General features: G+C 59.5%; 18 protein-coding genes. 7 read left to right on the forward strand and 11 right to left on the reverse strand.

Features of this window, described 5'->3' with window-relative positions; translation table 11 throughout:
* Nucleotides 1–334: 334 nt before the first annotated feature.
* The 4 genes from CRX69_RS10805 to CRX69_RS10820 all read right to left on the reverse strand — a co-directional run bounded on the left by CRX69_RS10805 (nucleotide 335) and on the right by CRX69_RS10820 (nucleotide 3,128).
* Nucleotides 335–1,582, reverse strand: coding sequence for a ribonucleotide-diphosphate reductase subunit beta (locus CRX69_RS10805; RefSeq protein ID WP_025215114.1), 1,248 nt, complete (start codon nucleotides 1,580–1,582; stop codon nucleotides 335–337).
* 489 nt (nucleotides 1,583–2,071) lie between these two features.
* Nucleotides 2,072–2,287, reverse strand: coding sequence for a hypothetical protein (locus CRX69_RS10810; RefSeq protein WP_047228793.1), 216 nt, complete (start codon nucleotides 2,285–2,287; stop codon nucleotides 2,072–2,074).
* Between the two features lie 29 nt (nucleotides 2,288–2,316).
* A complete protein-coding gene (locus CRX69_RS10815; protein WP_047228792.1) occupies nucleotides 2,317–2,580 on the reverse strand; it encodes a DUF2790 domain-containing protein in 264 nt (87 codons plus the stop codon).
* Nucleotides 2,581–2,891: 311 nt separating this feature from the next.
* The gene (locus CRX69_RS10820) at nucleotides 2,892–3,128 is read right to left on the reverse strand and encodes an integrase core domain-containing protein (RefSeq protein WP_420821188.1); all 237 of its coding nucleotides are present in this window, start codon (nucleotides 3,126–3,128) and stop codon (nucleotides 2,892–2,894) included.
* Nucleotides 3,129–3,569: 441 nt separating this feature from the next.
* On the opposite strand from CRX69_RS10820, the gene CRX69_RS10825 reads away from it, so the two are divergent.
* Complete coding sequence (locus CRX69_RS10825; RefSeq protein ID WP_047230329.1) at nucleotides 3,570–4,307, forward strand: DUF599 domain-containing protein; 738 nt, start codon at nucleotides 3,570–3,572, stop codon at nucleotides 4,305–4,307.
* Nucleotides 4,308–4,381: 74 nt separating this feature from the next.
* Here CRX69_RS10825 and CRX69_RS10830 read toward each other — a convergent pair whose 3' ends face one another.
* On the reverse strand, nucleotides 4,382–4,645 hold the full coding sequence (locus CRX69_RS10830; protein WP_047230330.1) for a hypothetical protein: 264 nt from the start codon (nucleotides 4,643–4,645) through the stop codon (nucleotides 4,382–4,384).
* A 157-nt stretch (nucleotides 4,646–4,802) separates the two neighbouring features.
* Here CRX69_RS10830 and CRX69_RS10835 point away from each other — a divergent pair, with 157 nt between their 5' ends.
* The 4 genes from CRX69_RS10835 to CRX69_RS10850 all read left to right on the forward strand — a co-directional run bounded on the left by CRX69_RS10835 (nucleotide 4,803) and on the right by CRX69_RS10850 (nucleotide 8,528).
* A complete protein-coding gene (locus CRX69_RS10835) occupies nucleotides 4,803–5,279 on the forward strand; it encodes a PaaI family thioesterase (RefSeq protein WP_047230331.1) in 477 nt (158 codons plus the stop codon).
* Complete coding sequence (locus CRX69_RS10840; RefSeq protein ID WP_107322000.1) at nucleotides 5,276–5,737, forward strand: PaaI family thioesterase; 462 nt, start codon at nucleotides 5,276–5,278, stop codon at nucleotides 5,735–5,737. Before CRX69_RS10835 ends, CRX69_RS10840 begins: the two co-directional genes overlap by 4 nt.
* Before the next feature lie 87 nt (nucleotides 5,738–5,824).
* A complete protein-coding gene (gene htpG / locus CRX69_RS10845) occupies nucleotides 5,825–7,729 on the forward strand; it encodes a molecular chaperone HtpG (RefSeq protein ID WP_047230356.1) in 1,905 nt (634 codons plus the stop codon).
* A 70-nt stretch (nucleotides 7,730–7,799) separates the two neighbouring features.
* A complete protein-coding gene (locus tag CRX69_RS10850; protein WP_047230333.1) occupies nucleotides 7,800–8,528 on the forward strand; it encodes a dienelactone hydrolase family protein in 729 nt (242 codons plus the stop codon).
* A gap of 160 nt (nucleotides 8,529–8,688) precedes the next feature.
* Here CRX69_RS10850 and CRX69_RS10855 read toward each other — a convergent pair whose 3' ends face one another.
* Complete coding sequence (locus tag CRX69_RS10855) at nucleotides 8,689–9,549, reverse strand: pirin family protein (RefSeq protein WP_047230334.1); 861 nt, start codon at nucleotides 9,547–9,549, stop codon at nucleotides 8,689–8,691.
* 133 nt (nucleotides 9,550–9,682) lie between these two features.
* On the opposite strand from CRX69_RS10855, the gene CRX69_RS10860 reads away from it, so the two are divergent.
* Nucleotides 9,683–10,693: an amidohydrolase family protein gene (locus CRX69_RS10860; protein ID WP_177513937.1), complete on the forward strand. Its 1,011-nt coding sequence runs from the start codon at nucleotides 9,683–9,685 to the stop codon at nucleotides 10,691–10,693.
* Between the two features lie 151 nt (nucleotides 10,694–10,844).
* Nucleotides 10,845–11,309 (forward strand): DUF3859 domain-containing protein, encoded by a 465-nt coding sequence (locus tag CRX69_RS10865; protein ID WP_047230336.1) that lies wholly within the window; start codon nucleotides 10,845–10,847, stop codon nucleotides 11,307–11,309.
* Nucleotides 11,310–11,497: 188 nt separating this feature from the next.
* On the opposite strand, the gene fabB is transcribed toward CRX69_RS10865, so the two are convergent.
* The 5 genes from fabB to CRX69_RS10890 form a co-directional block, all read right to left on the reverse strand.
* On the reverse strand, nucleotides 11,498–12,718 hold the full coding sequence (fabB, locus tag CRX69_RS10870; RefSeq protein ID WP_047230337.1) for a beta-ketoacyl-ACP synthase I: 1,221 nt from the start codon (nucleotides 12,716–12,718) through the stop codon (nucleotides 11,498–11,500).
* Nucleotides 12,719–12,729: 11 nt separating this feature from the next.
* Nucleotides 12,730–13,245, reverse strand: a complete 516-nt coding sequence (fabA, locus tag CRX69_RS10875; RefSeq protein WP_047230338.1) for a 3-hydroxyacyl-[acyl-carrier-protein] dehydratase FabA — start codon at nucleotides 13,243–13,245, stop codon at nucleotides 12,730–12,732.
* A 248-nt stretch (nucleotides 13,246–13,493) separates the two neighbouring features.
* A complete protein-coding gene (locus tag CRX69_RS10880) occupies nucleotides 13,494–15,401 on the reverse strand; it encodes an ATP-binding protein (protein WP_076383815.1) in 1,908 nt (635 codons plus the stop codon).
* Nucleotides 15,398–16,330 (reverse strand): ABC transporter substrate-binding protein, encoded by a 933-nt coding sequence (locus tag CRX69_RS10885; RefSeq protein WP_047230340.1) that lies wholly within the window; start codon nucleotides 16,328–16,330, stop codon nucleotides 15,398–15,400. Before CRX69_RS10885 ends, CRX69_RS10880 begins: the two co-directional genes overlap by 4 nt.
* Nucleotides 16,331–18,454, reverse strand: a complete 2,124-nt coding sequence (locus CRX69_RS10890) for a TonB-dependent receptor domain-containing protein (RefSeq protein ID WP_107323253.1) — start codon at nucleotides 18,452–18,454, stop codon at nucleotides 16,331–16,333.
* Between the last annotated feature and the right edge of the window lie 19 nt (nucleotides 18,455–18,473).

An 18,473-nucleotide genomic window follows, 5' to 3' on the forward strand; every position in this document is an offset into this window, starting at 1 on the left:
CATCAAGCCTGCCGATAACCTGTGACCTGACACCAACCCGTGGCGAGGGAGCTTGCTCCCGCTGGCTGCGTAGCAGCCCCAATTCCATATCACCAACAAAAAACCGCCGCCTGAACAACGGACAACGGACGACGGCTTCTGATGGAATCTCAAAACCCTCGCAAAATCCGAGAAGCTTTCCGCCACCAATGCGCAACGATTCTGAGTTTTTCGTAGGGCAAAGGTTGCTTGGCTGCCCTGAAGTTAAACGCGATATCGGCTCTTATAGAAAACAAAAAACCCCGTTTTCACGGGGTTTTTATTTAAGCGTGCAGCCTAAGATTTTTCTTTCGAATCAATCCCAGCTAAGCGCCCCACCCGTTTGATACTCAATCACCCGAGTCTCAAAGAAGTTCTTCTCTTTCTTCAAGTCCATGATCTCGCTCATCCAAGGGAACGGGTTCGTCGTCCCTGGATACTCTTCCTTCAGACCAATCTGCGACAGGCGACGGTTAGCGATGAACTTGAGGTAGTCCTCCATCATCGCCGCGTTCATTCCCAATACCCCACGAGGCATGGTGTCGCGCGCGTATTCGATCTCCAACTGAGTCCCTTGCAGGATCATCTGGGTCGCTTCTTCCTTCATCTCGGCATCCCACAAGTGCGGGTTTTCGATTTTGATCTGGTTGATCACGTCGATGCCGAAGTTCAGGTGCATGGATTCGTCGCGCAGGATGTATTGGAACTGCTCGGCGACGCCGGTCATTTTGTTGCGGCGGCCCATGGAGAGGATCTGGGTGAAGCCGCAGTAGAAGAAGATGCCTTCCAGAACGCAGTAGTAGGCGATCAGGTTGCGCAGCAATTCCTTGTCGGTGTCCGGGGTGCCGGTTTCGAACTTCGGATCGGAGATCGAACGGGTGTATTTCAGGCCCCAGGCGGCTTTTTTCGCGACCGATGGGATCTCGTGGTACATGTTGAAGATTTCGCCTTCATCCATGGCCAGCGATTCGATGCAGTACTGGTAGGCGTGGGTGTGGATCGCCTCTTCGAACGCCTGGCGCAGGATGTACTGGCGGCATTCGGGGTTGGTGATCAGGCGGTACACGGCCAGGACCAGGTTGTTGGCAACCAGGGAGTCGGCGGTGGAGAAGAAGCCCAGGTTGCGCATCACGATACGGCGCTCGTCGTCGGTCAGGCCTTCCGGGGTTTTCCAGAGGGCGATGTCGGCGGTCATGTTGACTTCTTGCGGCATCCAGTGGTTTGCGCAGCCGTCCAGGTACTTCTGCCAGGCCCAGTCGTATTTGAATGGCACGAGCTGGTTGAGGTCGGCGCGGCAGTTGATCATGCGCTTTTCATCGACGGCGACACGGGCGGAGGCGCCTTCGAGCTCGGCGAGGCCTTCGGCGACGTCGAGTTTGTCGAGGGCGGCCTTGGCGCGAATGATCGCGGCCGAGTCGCTGGCCGTCACGGCCCGGGCTTCGAGGGCGGCGGCACCGCCGGCGCTGTCGAGGCGGTCCATGTTGGCTTCAGAAGCGTGGCCGGCGTTGGCGCCTTTTACAGCGACTTCGCCGTCTTCTTTGTCGAATTCGTCCCAGCTCAGCATGACGTGTTGTCTCCTGCGTGAGGGCCAGATGCCCGTTGAAGGCCTACTGGCCGCGGTGGATCTTGGAAAATCGTTTGTTGCAGCAGCTGACGCAGGCAATAAACAGAAAAATGTACGGGTCGTTCTGAAGCGGCTGTGAGCGCGAGGAGGCAATGGGCCTCTGCGTGGGCTTCAGGCTGGTTTGACTCCCTGTAAGGGAATATTGCAGGCCCGTTTAAGGCGGCATTATAAGGACTTTTTTGCCTACGTGCTGCGGCGAAATAGCCCACGGAGGAGGTCGCGGGCGGTATATCCGCGTGGGAGCAAGGGTTTACAAGGCTTTGGCCGCTGAAGATTTTTTTTGCATGGGTCGGGTGACGGTATTTTTTGATCAAAAAACGAGCGTTTTTTGAGGTTTTGCACTACATGTTGTGTTTGCAAGGGCTTTTTGATGGTTACAGACACAACCAAGCCCGATCAAAATCGGGCTATGGAAAATGCCATTTATGATCAACCGATATGTGCCGAACCGGTGTGGTCGTAGCCATCTTCAGCGACAGTAGCGGAGCCGGTGCGGTCGTATCCATCCTCGGCAACGGTGGCCGAGCCGGTGCGGTCGTAACCGTCTTCAGCGACAGCAGAGCCGGTGCGGTCATAACCGTCGGCGGCAAAGGTCTGGGCGGCCAGGACGGACAGGGTCAGGGCGAGGATCAGTTTGGTTTTCATGGAGGTTGCTCCTGGTTCGTTTAAGTTGATCAGCCGTTGGAGCAGCCGGTGCCCATGACGCTGTAGCGCAGGATGTGGCGCTGGCCTTTGGAGTCGTCGTATTCCATCTTGGCCGGGACCACTTCGCAGACGTTCGGGATGTCGCTCATGGAGATGACTTTGGCGATGTCCAGGTGGGTGGAGTAGGTGTACTCCTCAATGGCTGGTTTTTGCTGTGCAACGTCGGTCGGGGCCTCATCTGCCATCGCGGTGACGCTAAGGCCAGCGAGGACCAGAACCCATAAAGCTTTCATCTGTTTCACCTTTTTTGAGGTCGAGTGGGGTCACGCAACCTTTTTGGGGCTGCGTGTGGAACAGGTTTTGGGAGTTGGATTAACGGCCTTCGTGGGGGCTGTGTTGCGTTAATCATGTTTGCCGGTTGGCGAGGTGGATTTTAGGGGGTGGGGTTAATCGCAAAAAGACCGGGTTTTGATAAACACTGTTGGTTGATCTGGTAATAATCGTTGCAGAGTCCGGTGGCTGTCTGTGCCATCGATGTTGGATGTGCCGCCGCTATCGCGAGCAGGCTGAACTGGTCAAGTAATTCTGGACACCAGTTAAGGTTTCACGCCGCCAGTTTCTCCATGGCTACCGGCGACCGGTAGTCGTTGTAGCTATGGAGCCTGACGTTGTTGTATCGCATCACATAACGTTGCACATCCACGCGGGCTTCATGCTCCGAGCTGTAGCCATCGTCTGGCACCCACTCTGATTTCAGGCTCCCAAAGAAACGCTCCATCGGGGCGTTGTCCCAGCACTCACCTTTACGACTCATGCTGTGCAGGAGTCCATGCTTGCGCATCTCATTCCTGAATCAATATGAAGCAGGGCCAGACGCGCTGAACGCCTGACCCTGCGGTTGTTGCAGTACCACGAATCACCCTTCAGGTTTTGCGATAGCTGAACAACGGATGACGTGAACGGCCCACCGGCCTGACGAAGAACCTGACATAAAAATCGGCTTCAGAAGCCGCGGCATTTTTCAGGATCGTCAGGCGCGACTCTCATCGTGGCGCGGGGCATGCCCTGGATCGACGCCGGATAGATTTAAGCAAGCCAACCACTTCACCCATTAATCAGTATTGCAAAAATGGGGGTGACCATAGATTTTTATGGCGCGAGTGCAGTGTCTTTTTCCTTGGACTAACGTCGAAGCATTGTCTTGAAAGGCTTGTGCCGGCCCTGTGGACTGAGCAAGGTCAATCGCAAGCTGCTCCATGTTCTTCGTCAGATAAGGAATTACATGTCATTCATCCAAGCCAATCTGATCCATCTTCTGGCCGCGGTCTGGTTCGTCGTCTGCTGGGGCGGCTACACCCGTTATGCGTCGTTGAAAGCTCGCGATACGGCCTGTCTGGCCAGCGTCATGCACTTGTATCGCGAAGACTGGATGCGCCGCATGTTGCTGCGCGAAAACCGTATCGCCGACGCCAGCGTGATCGGCAACCTGGAGCGCAACGCGTCCTTCTTCGCCTCCAGCACGCTGATCATCCTGGCGGGCATCCTGACGGTGCTTGGGGCGTCCGATCGTGCGGTGTCGTTGTTGGCCGACTTGCCGATGGTGCAGCAGGCGTCCCAAGGCATGTCCGAGGCCAAGTTGCTGTGCCTGGCGCTGGTGTTTGTGTATGCCTTCTTCACCTTCAGCTGGTGCATGCGCCAATACAACTTCGCAGCGGTTCTGGTGGGGTCGGCGCCGATGATCGGTGAGCGACATGTAACGGCGCAGGAGCGCAAGGCCTTCGCGCTCAGGGCGGCGCGGGTGATCTCCATGGCGGCTAACCAGTTCAATTTTGGCCTGCGCGCTTATTATTTCGGCATGACCATGTTGGCGTGGTTCGTCAGCCCCTGGTTGTTCATGTTGATGAGTGCAGGCGTGGTGTTGGTGCTGTACCGCCGGGAGTTTCACTCCGACGTGCTGCAGGTCATGGTTTACACCCCCACCGAGGCGCCATTGCCTGATGTAGGCAAGGACCCGGCCTGACAGAACGGTTACTACCAAATCGCAGACAAAAGAAAACCCGCGCTAGGCGGGTTTCTTTATATGCCCAAACCGTATTAGTTGGTTGCCGGTGCGGTGGCGGGCGCTGTTGCAGGTGCTTGTTCCTGTGTAGCAGCTTCGTTCGATTCGGCCTGATCTTTGGCGGCTTCGGCGTTTTCTTTCGCTGCGTCGTTCACTTTATCCTGTGCTTCGCTCATTTTTTCCTGAGCTTGCTCAGCGTGTTCGTTGGCATCTTGAGCTTTGTCCTCGGATTTTTTATCGCAGGCAGCGAGACCGAGGGAGGCGGCCAACATCAAGGCAATAGCTAAAGTCTTACGCATGGGGTGTTTCTCCTTATGGAAATAACTACTGGCCTTTTGAACGCCCCCCCTTGGATTAAGTTCCTCTTTTGCTACAGATATATAACTTTGTATGGGAACGGAACTTTACAGGCATGCTTGTTACCGCGACTGCTCATTAATAAAGGCGTTAAATCCAATGGCGCAAGACCCCGTTTTTGAGCGTGCGACACGCTTTCTGTCCGCACTGCGACATTGTCAGGTGCTGGGCTTGAAGTTGCACAGTGCCAGTCCCGAGGGGCTGACTGTGATCCTGCCTTACAGCCCCCAGATCGTCGGCAACCCCCTTACGGGCATCATCCATGGTGGCGCGTTGACGTCGTTGATGGACACGGCGTGTGGCATGTCGACGTTGTGTGTGTTGCCGCAGTTCGAGGTCTGTCCGACTTTGGACCTGCGCATCGACTACATGCACGCCGCTGAACCGAACAAGGATGTCTATGGCTTTGCCCAATGCTATCGGGTCACTCAGGACGTGATCTTCAGCCGTGGATTTGCCTATCAGGACGACCCCGAACAACCCATCGCCCATGTGGTGGGCACCTTCATGCGCCTGGGCCAGCACGCCAAGGGAATCAAAAGGGGTGGCCCGCTGGCTGCCGTAGACAAACCATGAGCGATATCACTCAGGAACAACTGCGCCAAGCCTGCGAGCGGGGCGACTACGCGCTGCTGCTGGCCTCGATTCCTTATGCGCGGTTGATCGGCGTGGAATGCTCGCGTCAGGGCGAGGAGCTGCTGTTTCGCCTGCCGGCCAACAAGGACAACATTGGTAACCCTTTATTGCCGGCCATTCACGGCGGCGTCATCGCCGGTTTCATGGAGTTGTCGGCCGCGGTGTATCTGTTGATTGCCACCCGTGCGACGGGCGTGCCGAAAATCATCGATTTCTCCCTGGATTACCTGCGCGCCGGGCAGTTTCGCGACACTTTCGCCAGATGTCAGGTCTGGCGGCAGGGGCGCCGGGTAGCCAATGTTGCGATCACCGCCTGGCAGGATCTCGAGGCCGAACCCATTGCCACCGCCCGGGCGCATTTCAAGATTCAGGAGTCTTCAAAAGCGCATAGCCCTTGAAATCATCAGCGTTGCCCCCACCTTGAGGACATCCCGCCGCCAATCTCAGCGAGGCGGACACCACCATCCACTTGGAGTTTGATGACCATGAGCGTGGAAACTCAAAAGGAAACCCTGGGCTTCCAGACCGAGGTGAAGCAACTGCTGCACCTGATGATTCACTCGCTGTATTCGAATAAGGAAATTTTCCTTCGCGAGCTGATTTCGAACGCCTCTGACGCTGTCGACAAATTACGTTTCGAAGCCCTGTCCAAGCCAGAGTTGCTGGAAGGCGGCGCCGAACTGAAAATCCGCGTGAGCTTCGACAAGGACGCCAAGACCGTCACCCTCGAAGACAACGGCATCGGCATGAGCCGCGAAGAGGTGATCACTCACCTGGGCACCATCGCCAAGTCCGGCACCGCCGATTTCATGAAGAACCTCTCCGGCGACCAGAAAAAAGACTCCCACCTCATCGGCCAGTTCGGTGTCGGTTTCTATTCCGCGTTCATCGTCGCTGATCAGGTCGAAGTGTTCAGCCGCCGTGCCGGCCTCGCTGCGAGCGAAGGTGTGCATTGGTCGTCCAAGGGCGAGGGCGAGTTTGAAGTCGCCACCGTCGACAAGGCTGATCGCGGTACCCGCATTGTGCTGCACCTCAAGTCCGGTGAAGACGAGTTCGCCGATGGCTGGCGCCTGCGCAACATCATCAAGAAGTACTCCGACCATATCGCGTTGCCGATCGAGCTGCCGAAGGAAGTCGCCGCTGCCGAAGGCGAAGAAAAGCCCGAAGTGGAATGGGAAACCGTCAACCGCGCCAGTGCCCTGTGGACCCGTCCGCGCACTGAGGTGAAGGACGAGGAATACCAGGAGTTCTACAAGCACGTTGCACATGATTACGAGAACCCGCTGAGCTGGAGCCACAACAAGGTCGAAGGCAAGCTGGAGTACAACTCACTGTTGTACGTGCCGGCCCGTGCGCCGTTCGACCTGTACCAGCGCGAAGCACCACGCGGCTTGAAGCTTTACGTGCAGCGTGTATTCGTGATGGACCAGGCCGAATCGTTCCTGCCGTTGTACCTGCGTTTCATCAAGGGCGTGGTCGATTCCAATGACCTGTCCCTTAACGTTTCGCGGGAAATCCTGCAGAAAGACCCGATCATTGACTCCATGAAGTCGGCGCTGACCAAGCGTGTTCTGGACATGCTGGAAAAACTGGCGAAAAACGAGCCCGAGCAGTACAAGAGCTTCTGGAAGAACTTCGGCCAGGTGATGAAGGAAGGCCCTGCCGAGGACTTCGCGAACAAAGAAAAAATCGCTGGCCTGCTGCGCTTTGCTTCGACCCAGGGTGATGATGGCGAACAGATCGTTGGCCTGGCCGATTACCTGGCCCGCGCCAAGGAAGGTCAGGACAAGATCTACTACCTGACCGGTGAAACTTATGCACAGGTCAAGAACAGTCCGCACCTGGAAGTCTTCCGCAAGAAAGGCATCGAAGTGCTGCTGCTGACCGACCGCATCGACGAATGGCTGATGAGCTACCTCAGCGAGTTCGACGGCAAGAGCTTTGTCGACGTGGCCCGTGGTGATCTGGACCTGGGTAACCTGGACTCGGAAGAAGACAAGAAAGCCGCCGAAGAAGTCGCCAAGAGCAAGGAAGGCCTGGTTGAGCGGATCAAGACTGCCCTGGGCGATGCCGTCAGCGAAGTGCGGGTTTCTCACCGCCTGACGGACTCCCCGGCGATCCTGGCCATCGGTGAACAGGACCTGGGCCTGCAGATGCGGCAGATCCTTGAAGCCAGCGGCCAGAAAGTCCCGGACTCCAAGCCGATCTTCGAATTCAACCCGGCTCACCCGCTGGTGGATAAGCTCGACAACGAGCAGAGCGAAGAGCGCTTCGGCGACCTGTCGCACATCCTGTTCGATCAGGCCGCCCTGGCGGCGGGTGACAGCCTGAAGGACCCGGCGGCCTATGTGCGCCGCCTGAACAAGTTGTTGGTTGAACTGTCAGCTTAATCAAGTGCAGGAAAAACCCGCTTCGGCGGGTTTTTTCATTTCTGGTGTTCCGTTTCAAGAGGAGTCCGTCATGAGTCAGGTTACGGTTAGTTCGCTGGAGTATCAGATCGATGGTCGAACCTATGAGGGCCGCCTGGCCTTCGACGTTAGCCAGCAGGGCTCGCGCCCGGGTTTGCTGATGGCGCCCAATTGGATGGGCGTAGGGGCGGGGGCCGAGGAAATCGCCAGGTCGGTGGCGGCCAACGGCTATGTTGTGTTGATCGCCGATCTTTACGGCCAGGACGTGCGCCCGACCAATGCCGATGAAGCCGGGGCTGCGATGATGCCGCTCAAGAATGATCGTGCCTTGTTGCGCAAGCGCATGCAGGCGGCATTCGAGCAACTGCAAAGTCAGGGTGAGGCGCAGGTCGATGCGTCGAGACTTGCTACGTTCGGTTTCTGCTTTGGCGGCTGCTGCTCCCTGGAGCTAGCACGCACAGGCGCACCGTTGAAGGCCGCTATTTCGTTCCATGGCACCCTGGACACACCCAATCCGGCGGATGCGCAGAACATCAAGGGGGCGGTGCTGGTCATGCATGGCGCCTCGGACCCATTGGTGCCCAAGGAGCAACTGCCGGCTTTCGAAGACGAAATGAACGCAGCCGGGGTGGATTGGCAACTGCTGAGCTACGGTGGTGCGGTGCATTCGTTCACCGATCCACAGGCCAATGTCCCGGGCAAGATGATGTACGACGCCAAGGTTGCCGCACGGGCGTTCCGGTCGATGCATAATTTGCTGGATGAAGTGCTCAGGGGCTGAGATCGGGCCTGGTGCTGAATAGGCTGTCGCCTGCCAGACTGCTATCGCGAGCAGGCTCGCTCCCACATTTGACCGAGGTGTTCGCGCCATTTGCGAATGGCAACGATCCAGTGTGGGAGCGAGCCTGCTCGCGATGGCGGCCTGTCAGACACCGCTGAATTCAGGGCAATTCGATCCGCTCACTTTCCCCCGGCACGGTCGGCCAGTCCCCGGCCGCCCAACGCCGGCGGGCTTCGTCTATTCGCGCCGGATCGCTGGAGACGAAATTCCAGTTGATCCGACGTGGCCCATCCAGCGGCGCGCCGCCGAACAGCACCGCATGGCAGTCGCTGTCGGCGAACAGTGTCATTTGTTCCCCGGCCGGGAGCACCACCAACGAGTGGGGCTCCAGCGGTTCACCGTCCAGCTGCGCCTCGCCGCTGAGCACATACAGTGCCCGCTCTTCATGCTCGGTGGGAATCAGCAGGGTCGTTGCGGTTTGCAGGTTCAGTTCGGCGTACAGGGTCGGGGACAGCGTCGGCACCGGTGATTCCAGGCAAAAACCCGACCCGGCGATCATCCGGATCTTTACCCCCAGGTTATCGCTGACCGGCAGGGTGTGCGCCGGATGATGGCTGTAGTGTCCAGGCCCCTGTTCGTGGGATTGGGGCGAGGCCAACCAGACTTGCAAGCCGTGCATGACGAAGTCGCTGCCCAGCAGTGATTCGGGCGTGCGCTCGACATGGGCGATGGCGCTGCCCGCGGTCATCCAGCTGACGTCCCCGGCGTCCACCACTTGATCGGAGCCAAGGCTGTCCTTGTGCTGGAGCTGCCCTTCGAACAGATAGGTGAGGGTCGACAACCCGATATGGGGATGCTGACGAATGTTCATGCCTTGACCGGCCTTGTAGGAGGTTTGCAGCATGTGGTCGAAAAAAACGAACGGTCCGACGCTGCGACACTTGGCGGACGGCAGCGGGCGAAGAATCGGCTGGCCTTCCACATCTTCTGCGCGTGGGCGAATGGTCAGGGGCGTGATCATGATGTCTTCCAGGTTGAGCAACGGATGGGCAAAGCATAACCCGCCGTGGCAACTGACGGCACATGCGCCGTGAACCCGGACGCGACGGTCGGGGTCTATCCTGTTCATAACTTTCTGGAGTCCGCCCGTGCCCATGACCCGTCTGATCTTCGCCTGGCTGCTGGCCGTTTCGAGCAGTGGCGTCATGGCCCGCGAATATGCCTACAGCGATGCACACCTGCATTACGTCGATTTCTTTCAGGAAACCGCCGGCATGCCCGAGTTACTGAAGGCGATGGCCGACAATCGCATCGAGCATGTGATGATTTCAGGCATACCGGTGGCCAAGAAATGGCATGAGGATGAGCCCAAGCGCCCGCGTTACTACGCCGGTGACGATGCGGACGCCTATTGGTACAGCGCCACCGATGTAATTGTCGCGGCGGCGGTGAGCAAGTTGACCGCTGAACAACGCCAGCACTTTCATCCTTTTTTGTCCGGTTTCAACCCCAACGACAAAAACTCCGCCATGCACATCCAGCGCATGCTCGATCTGTATCCGGGTTTGTGGCAAGGCATTGGTGAGGTGTTCACCCGCCATGACGACCTGACGGCACTGACGTCGGGGGACACCCCGCGGGCCAACAACGAGGCCATGACGCGGATCTATCACCTGGCGGCGGAGAACGATCTGCCGGTGCTGCTGCACTCCAACATCACCTCCAAGCGTGAGAAAAACGCGCTGTATTTGCCGGAAATTGAAGAGCCGTTGCGCAACCATCCCCACACGCGGTTCATTTGGGCCCATGCCGGCACCAGCATGGAGATCCATCGTCACCAGACGCGGCTGGATTTTCTGTTGCCGACACTGACCCGGATGCTGGAGACCTATCCGAACCTGTACATCGACCTGTCCTGGAGCGTGCTCACGCCTTACCTGCTGGACGAGGCGGGCAAACCCCGCGAGGCGTGGCTCAAGCTGGTGGAGCGCTTCCCGGAGCGTTTTATGTTGGGGTCGGATGTAGTGGGGCGTTTCGACAATGTCGGTAAGGAATTACGCAGCTTCGATCCGTTCCTGGATGCGTTGCCGGAAGAGGTGGCGAAGAACGTAGCTCGGGATAATTTCCTGGCGGTGTTGTGTGGGAGCAAGGCTTGCCCGCGATGAAGGTATTGCAATTTCGCAATTGAGGGCGCCTGCAGCGCGAGCAAGCTTTGCTCCCACAGAAGCTCTCAGTGCACAAGGTGACCATCGCCTTGTCATCAGCCTGTCACCGCCGCGTCATACCCTCGCGCTCATCACAATCAAGGAGCGCACTATGCACCTCACCCGTTCAAGCGCACTGGTCGCGCTGTTGTCGGTCTGCGGCCTGGCCCAGGCGGAAGTCCGTGTCGAAGGCCCGGTGGAGTACGGTATCTTCGAAGGGCCCCAAGCCGAACTGCAATCAGGGGAGCGGGTTCTGCGCCGCAGCAACGAGCAGATCCGGCAGACTGAAAGTGTACCGGCCAAGCTGGGCACCAAGTTCGGTCTGCGCTACCGCTTGGCGGACAAGGTGGCTGACGACCAGCCATTGACCTTGTTGTATTTCACCCCAGGCATTCGCACCCCCGATGGCGTGCGCCACGATAAATTCGAAGTCACCCAGAAACTGGTGCCCGGTGCACCGCAGGATGTGATGGCCTACGAGTTCACCGAAAGCCACGAAGTGGTGCCGGGGGAGTGGCGGTTCATGGTGTTCCAGGGCGATCGATTGCTGGCGCAGCAACGGTTTGTCGTGCGCTGAATCTGTGAGAGCGAGCCTGCTCGCGATAGCAATCTGTCAGCCAACATAGATGTTGAATGTCAGGGCCTCATCGCGAGCAGGCTCGCTCCCACAAGGGAATTATCCACAGGGAATGTGGTGTGCAGAGCAGACAAAAAAAACGCCCCGAACCAGTCGGGGCGTTTTTGTGTGTGGCGTTGCGGCGGGGCTTACTTGCCCTGCCAGCGCTTCAATACCAGGGTGGCGTTGGTGCCGCCGAAGCCGAAGCTGTTGCTCATCACGGTGTCGATCTTGGCGTCTTCGCGAGTCTTGGTCAGGATCGGCAGGTCGGCCACTTCCGGGTCCAGTTCGTCGATGTTGGCCGAGCCGGCGATGAAGTTGCCTTCCATCATCAACATGCAGTAGATCGCTTCGTGAACGCCCGCGGCGCCCAGGGAGTGACCCGACAGGCTCTTGGTGGAGCTGATGGCCGGGGCGTTGGCACCGAACACTTCGCGCACGCCTTTCATTTCCGCAACGTCACCGACCGGGGTCGAAGTGCCGTGGGTGTTCAGGTAGTCGATGGGCGTGTCGACGGTGGACATGGCCATCTGCATGCAGCGGATGGCGCCTTCGCCGCTTGGGGCGACCATGTCATAGCCATCGGAAGTGGCGCCGTAGCCGACGATTTCCGCGTAGATTTTCGCGCCACGGGCCAGAGCGTGTTCCAGCTCCTCGACCACCACCATGCCGCCGCCGCCAGCGATGACGAAGCCGTCACGGTCGGCATCGTAGGCGCGGGAAGCTTTTTCCGGGGTGTCGTTGCGCTTGCTGGACAGGGCGCCCATGGCGTCGAACAGGAACGACTGGCTCCAGTGTTCTTCTTCACCACCGCCGGCGAACACGACGTCCTGCTTGCCCATCTGGATTTGCTCCATGGCGTTGCCGATGCAGTGCGCACTGGTGGCGCAGGCAGAGGCGATGGAGTAGTTCAGGCCCTTGATCTTGAACGGCGTGGCCAGGCAGGCGGAAACGGTGCTGCTCATGGTCCGAGTGACGCGGTACGGGCCGACGCGCTTGACGCCTTTTTCGCGCAGGATGTCCAGCGCTTCCATCTGGTTCAAGGTCGAGGCACCACCGGAACCGGCGATCAGGCCGGTGCGCGGGTTGGACACCTGCTCTTCGGTCAGGCCGGAGTCAGCGATGGCGTCCTTCATGGCCAGGTAGGCGTAAGCCGCCGCATGGCCGACGAAACGGTAGATCTTGCGATCGATCAGCTCTTCGAGGGGAAGGTCAATGGAGCCGGAAACCTGGCTACGCAGACCCATTTCGGCATATTCCGGATTGAACCGGATGCCAGGGCGACTTGCACGCAGGTTAGCGGAGACGGTCTCTTTGTCATTGCCCAGGCACGAAACGATGCCCAGACCAGTGATAACGACGCGGCGCATGCGGATAACCCTTAGAAGTTGTCAGTGGAGGTGAAAACGCCGACCCGAAGGCCTTCGGCGGTGTAGATCTCGCGACCATCCACAGCCACTGAACCATCGGCAATGGCCATGTTCAGCTTGCCCTTGAGGACGCGTTTGATATGAATGTTATAGGTAATCTTCTTCGCGCTCGGCAGAACCTGACCGAAGAACTTCACTTCGCCCGAACCCAGGGCGCGACCGCGGCCCGGCAGGCCTTGCCAACCGAGGAAGAAACCGACCAATTGCCACATGGCATCCAGGCCCAGGCAGCCCGGCATCACCGGATCACCTTCGAAGTGGCAGGCGAAAAACCACAGGTCAGGAGTGATGTCCAGCTCGGCGACCAATTCACCTTTGCCGTACTTGCCACCCTCTTCGCTGATATGGGTGATGCGATCCACCATCAGCATGTTCGGGGCGGGCAGTTGCGCGTTACCTGGGCCGAACAGCTCACCGCGACTGCAGCGCAGCAGGTCTTCCCGAGTAAAGGCGTTTTGTTTGGTCATGCGAGCTCCTCAATAGTCCCATGCGGCAGGGTGGGGCAAATCTTCCCGGCCGATCGAAGCGTTCATGCCTCGAATCGACAGCCTACTCATAGACTATTGCGTTGTAGTGAAAGTCACAGCACACGGGAAATGAATGTACACCTGTGCACTGAAATTTTTATTCAAGCCCCAATCGGGACTTGTTCGGGTGGTTAAGACTGCCGCACTTTCGCCTTTCACGCCAGTCGCAGATGGTCGAAACGCCTGCACTAACGCACCCAGCGCTGCAGAATTTGCTGCAGGTCAGCTCTTTTGAACGGTTTGGCCAGGTAATCGTTCATGCCCGCCGCGAGACAGGCTTCGCGATCGCCCTGTAGCGCATTGGCCGTCAGAGCGATGATGGGCACCTCGCCGCAGCCAGGTAACTGGCGGATCTGTCGCGTGGCTTCGTAGCCATCGATGATGGGCAACCGGCAATCCATCAGAATCGCCTCGAAAATCAGACTTTCGGCACTGCGGATGGCTTGGGCGCCGTCGGCGGCGATGCTGACGGTGAAGCCCAGGCTGCGCAGCATGGCTTCGATCACGGTCTGGTTCACCGGATTGTCTTCTACCAGCAGCACGTTGCGGCCCTCGCCATGACCGCTGCCGATGCCGTCGGGGAGCTTTGGCGCCAGGGCTATCGGTGCCTTTTTCGACAGGGCCAGAGGGATCTCCAGGGTAAACACCGACCCCTGGCCTTCTTCGCTCTGGGCGCGCAATGTGCCCCCCATGCGCTCAGCCAGGGTGCGGGCAATCGGCAGCCCCAGGCCGGTGCCACCGTAGCGCCGGGAAATCGAACTGTCGGCTTGCTGGAAGGCATCGAACATGCGCTCCAGGCTTTCGGTCGCGATCCCGATGCCACTGTCGCGCACCGTGCAGGTAAACCACAGGAGTTCGTGATCCAGTGCCTGCCACTGGCATTGCACGGTGACGCGGCCTTGTTCGGTGAATTTCAGGGCATTGCCGATCAGGTTGACCAGGATCTGCCGGATCCGCGTCGGGTCGCCTTGCACCTGCAAGGGCTGCATGTCATCAGGGATCAGCAGGTCCAGGCCCAGCTTGCGTTGCGCGGCGCTGTGCTGGAACGACTGGGCGCAACTGGCGACCAGCTCCGCCAGATTGAACGGGATGTGTTCCAGCTCCAGGGCCGAGCGTTCGATGCGCGAGAAGTCGAGGATGTCGTTGATGACTTTCAGCAGGTGCTCGGTGGATTCGCTGGCCAGCGCCGTGTACTCGAATTGCTCCTCCGTCATTTCGGTGGTTTCCAGCAGTTGCAGCATGCCCAGTACACCGTTCATGGGGGTGCGCAGTTCATGGCTCATCATCGCCAGGAATTCGGACTTGGCGCTGTTGGCCTTCTCCGCTTCTTCCCGGGTTTTGATCAGTTGCGCCATGGCCTGGTGCTGTTCACGGCTGGCTTGCTCGAGACCGTCGGCCAGATTGTTGATATGCCGCGACAAGGCCCCCAGTTCGGCATCGTCGACGATGGGCAGCGGCGTGCCGTAGTCGCCTTGCTGGATCGCCATGACTGCGTTGCCGATGTCGCGGATCGGCCGGGACAGGTTGGACGCCAGGCGACGCGCCACCAGGAAGGTGAACAGCAGGGCGAACAGCGCCAGGATCGCGGCCTTGAGGAGGATTTCCTGCTGCCGCTGGCTGAAGGCGTCACTGGACATGCCGACGATCACCCGGCCCAGGTAATCCTCATCGGGCGCCTCGATGGTCATGCTGTTGCCTTGCAGGAAATCATTGTTCAAGGCAATGCGCTGCAGGCGAACCGGCGCCTGGAAAACTTCGATCTGCTGGGAATGCTTGCGGCCTTGCGCGGGCTGCTCGACATACACCACAACCCGGTCCGTGCTGTCTTGAACCTCCAGAAAACGCACATGAGGCGTGGCCAGGGTGGCGGTGAGCAGATTTTCCAGCACCTCGTTATTGCCCGATATCACCCCATATTCCGTGGCCGGGGCCAGCTGGTTGGCGATCAACTGCCCGGTATGGTTGAGTTCCTGGCGCAGGTCCTGGATTCGCACGAAGGTAAAGAAGCTGATCAACAGCACCGTCAGCAGCAAGGCCGGGCCGAGGGCGATAAGCTGGGTGCGGGTATTGATGTCCCAGCGGCGACGCAAGGTCATGGGCGTTGTTCTCCTTCGGCCAGCTGTGCAGCGACGGATTCGGCGTCAATCGGCTCGATCCCCAGTGAGCGGGCGACCTGCTGGTTGCTCAGGACTTTGAAGCGGGCCGGATACAGGGTGCGGGGCCAGGTGGCGGCGGGGCGGTCCAGCAAATCGTCGAGAATTGCCAGCCAGTCCTCCTGGTCGCTGTAGGTGCTGGCCAGGCTGCCGGCCTTGACGAAAGCGGCGTTGGGCCCGATCAGCGCACGTTGCCGGGCGTAGCTGCTGAGCAACAGATTCTTTACCGTCTTGGGGTTGTACAGATCGGGGTCGTCGAGCCCCAGCAGCACATCGCTGCGGCCCAACAGCTTTTGCAGAGGGCGACTGTCACTGGTGTCGTCCCAGCGTTCACTCACGATCTCCAGCCCCAACGGCGTCGCTGCCTGGCGGATTTCCTTGAGCAGGAACTCGCTGTGCCCGTCGAACAGCACGCCGACCCTGCGCATTTGCGGAAGGATCGCGCTAATCAGGCGCAATTGCCGCGTCAGCGGCGGATCGCTCCACAACAAGCTCAGGTGATCGGGTGTTGTCTCGCCCAGGCGATCCCTGGCTTGTTGGCGGCTGATTCGCAGTACCAGGGTGGCGGGCCCGTGGGTTTCCTGCAGGCGCCAGTCAAGGCTGGGCAGGTCAAGCAAGATCAGGCGGACATTGCGGGGCAGTTTGCCGGGCGCCGGCAGGCTGGCCAGCGGAGTAAACCTGACGTTATCCTCGGGGCGCAGGGCCTTCAGGGCCTGGGTGAATGACTGAGCGCCAGGGCTGTTATGGGCACCGGTCAATAGAATGTCGGCGGCGCGGGCCTCGATCGTTGCCAGCCAGCCTGCAAACACCAGGCACAGCGCCAGCGGCAGGCGGCCACGAAAGGGCGTCTTGCGCGATTGACCCCGGAACATCTAGAACGACAACTCCGCAGTGAAATACAGGACGTGACGGGAGTCGTAGTGGTTGTCGACAAACGTAGTGGGCTGGTTGTCGAGACGCTGCTGCAGGATGCCCGCCAGTTCCAGGTTGGCCTTGCCCAAAGAAATGCGTTTGGCCAGGCGGGTGTCGACTCGTTCAAAGCGATAGCCGTTAAGGTCGTCGGCGCCATAATAGAACACCGCACTGTTCCAGCCTCGGCCCCAGTCCCGCAGCCAGCCGGCCGAACCGCTATTGCGGGCGGTCGGCTGTTCGTCGAGAGCATTGCTGGCCAGCGCATCGACGTAGGCATAGGTCAGGCGCAGGCGGTCGGCGCTGGTGATGCGCCAGTCGAACTGGGTTTCGGCCCCGGAAAACTGTGATTCATTGGTGTTGCTGGCAATGTACTGATTGTTGCGCAGGGGTTCGCTGATCATGCCGGTGATTTCGTCATGGAACAGCTTCACATCGACGCTCAGCCCCAGGTTCATGAAATAACCGTTGTAGCCCAGTTCCCGGGAGCGCATGTGCTCCTGGTCCAGGTTTCCCGGCCCTCGGGTCTGGACAAAATAACGGGCACTGCTCTGGCCGAAGGCGGTGGGCTTGAGGTTGGTGACCTGATAACTCCAATTGACATTGTTCTCGAACATGTCCGGCGAGCGCACCGCCTCGGAGTACACCGCCCGCAGGCCATGGCGTGGCGTGATCAGGTAGTTGACCGCCACCCGCGGCGTCAGCGAACTGCCGGTCAGGTGGGTGTCTTCGAACATTGCACCGCCCTGTACCAGCCAATGCTCGCTGGCCCGCCACTCCAGTTGGCCGAACAGGCGCCAGGTGGTGTCGTCCAGCGTGCCGTTGAAGTACGTCTCGGAGTCGGCCCGGTCGTAGCGATAGTTTGCCCCGGTGACCAGTCGCAGGCTGTCGGACAGGCTCAGGGTGTCCTGGATTTCCAGGTCGTAGCGCGACTCACGGGCGCTCTGGTCGATATCGCCGCACAGGGTTTGCGAGGCACCATTGCGCCATTGATCGAGCACCTGATTGGCCAGCGCCTGTTCCTGCGGGGTGCCGGGCGGCGCACCGGTGCCGGTGAAGCTGGGAATATTGCGCGCCAGCTTCTCGGCGTAGTTAGGGTTGAGCAACCACAGATCGGTCAACTGCGGGCTGAAGGAGACCTCTGCATCGCAGGCGCGCCAGGTCTGCTGGCGATCCCAGTGCTGGAGCGAGCCTTGCACATAAAGGCTGTGGTTGGGGTTCAGGTCCAGGTTCCAGCGCAGCGAACCGGCGTAGTCCTTGGCGACGACATCGGAGTTATCCCCGGCGGCCGTAATCCCGGCGAACACTGGACGGTAGGTATAAGGCCGCTGATTGGTCCCGTCCTTGGCGTTCAGTTGCCAGTCGATGCTCTGCTGTTCGTTCAGGGTCTGGCTGACGGACAGGTTGAAACGGTTCAAGCGTCGACTGTCGCGGTAATCGGCGCCGGTGCGGTTGCTGTCAAAGCCGTCGTCTTCCTGGCCGGACAGTGACAGCCGCAGGTCACCGCCTGCCCAACCGCTGCCCTGGCTGGCGTACCAGTCGCTGATGCCACGCTGGCCCCGGGTGATTTTCAGGCGAGTGCCGTGGCTGTCGGCCGGAGCGCGGGTGATGATATTGACCACCGCCATCAGTGCATTGGCGCCGTAGCTGACGGTGTTGGGGCCGCGGAAAACTTCGATCCGCTCGATGTCTTCCATGGCCACTGGAATATCGCTCCAGTCCACCGTGGCCAGGCCGGCGCGATACACCGAACGGCCATCGATCAGCACCTGCATGCGCCGCGCTTCGGTGGCGTTGGTGCCGTGGTAGTTCACGGCGGCCTGGTTGCCGCTGATATTGCCGACCATCATGCCCGGCACCAGGCGCAGCAGTTCGCTGATGTCCCGGGCGCCACTGGCCTTGATCAATTCGCTGTCCAGCACGGTCATGCTGCCGGGGACCGCCGCCGGCGATTGCTTCAGGCGCGTGGCCGTCAACACCTGGGGCAGGGGCTGGCTGTCGACGAACAAGTCGTCGGCCAGCACTGGCGGGCTGATGAACAGCGCCAATACGAGTGACGAACCTGAACGGGAAGGGCCAACGAACACGGCACAGCCTTTGATTAGG

Source organism: Pseudomonas rhizophila (genome assembly GCF_003033885.1).
In the GTDB taxonomy this organism is placed as follows: Bacteria; Pseudomonadota; Gammaproteobacteria; order Pseudomonadales; family Pseudomonadaceae; genus Aquipseudomonas; species Aquipseudomonas rhizophila.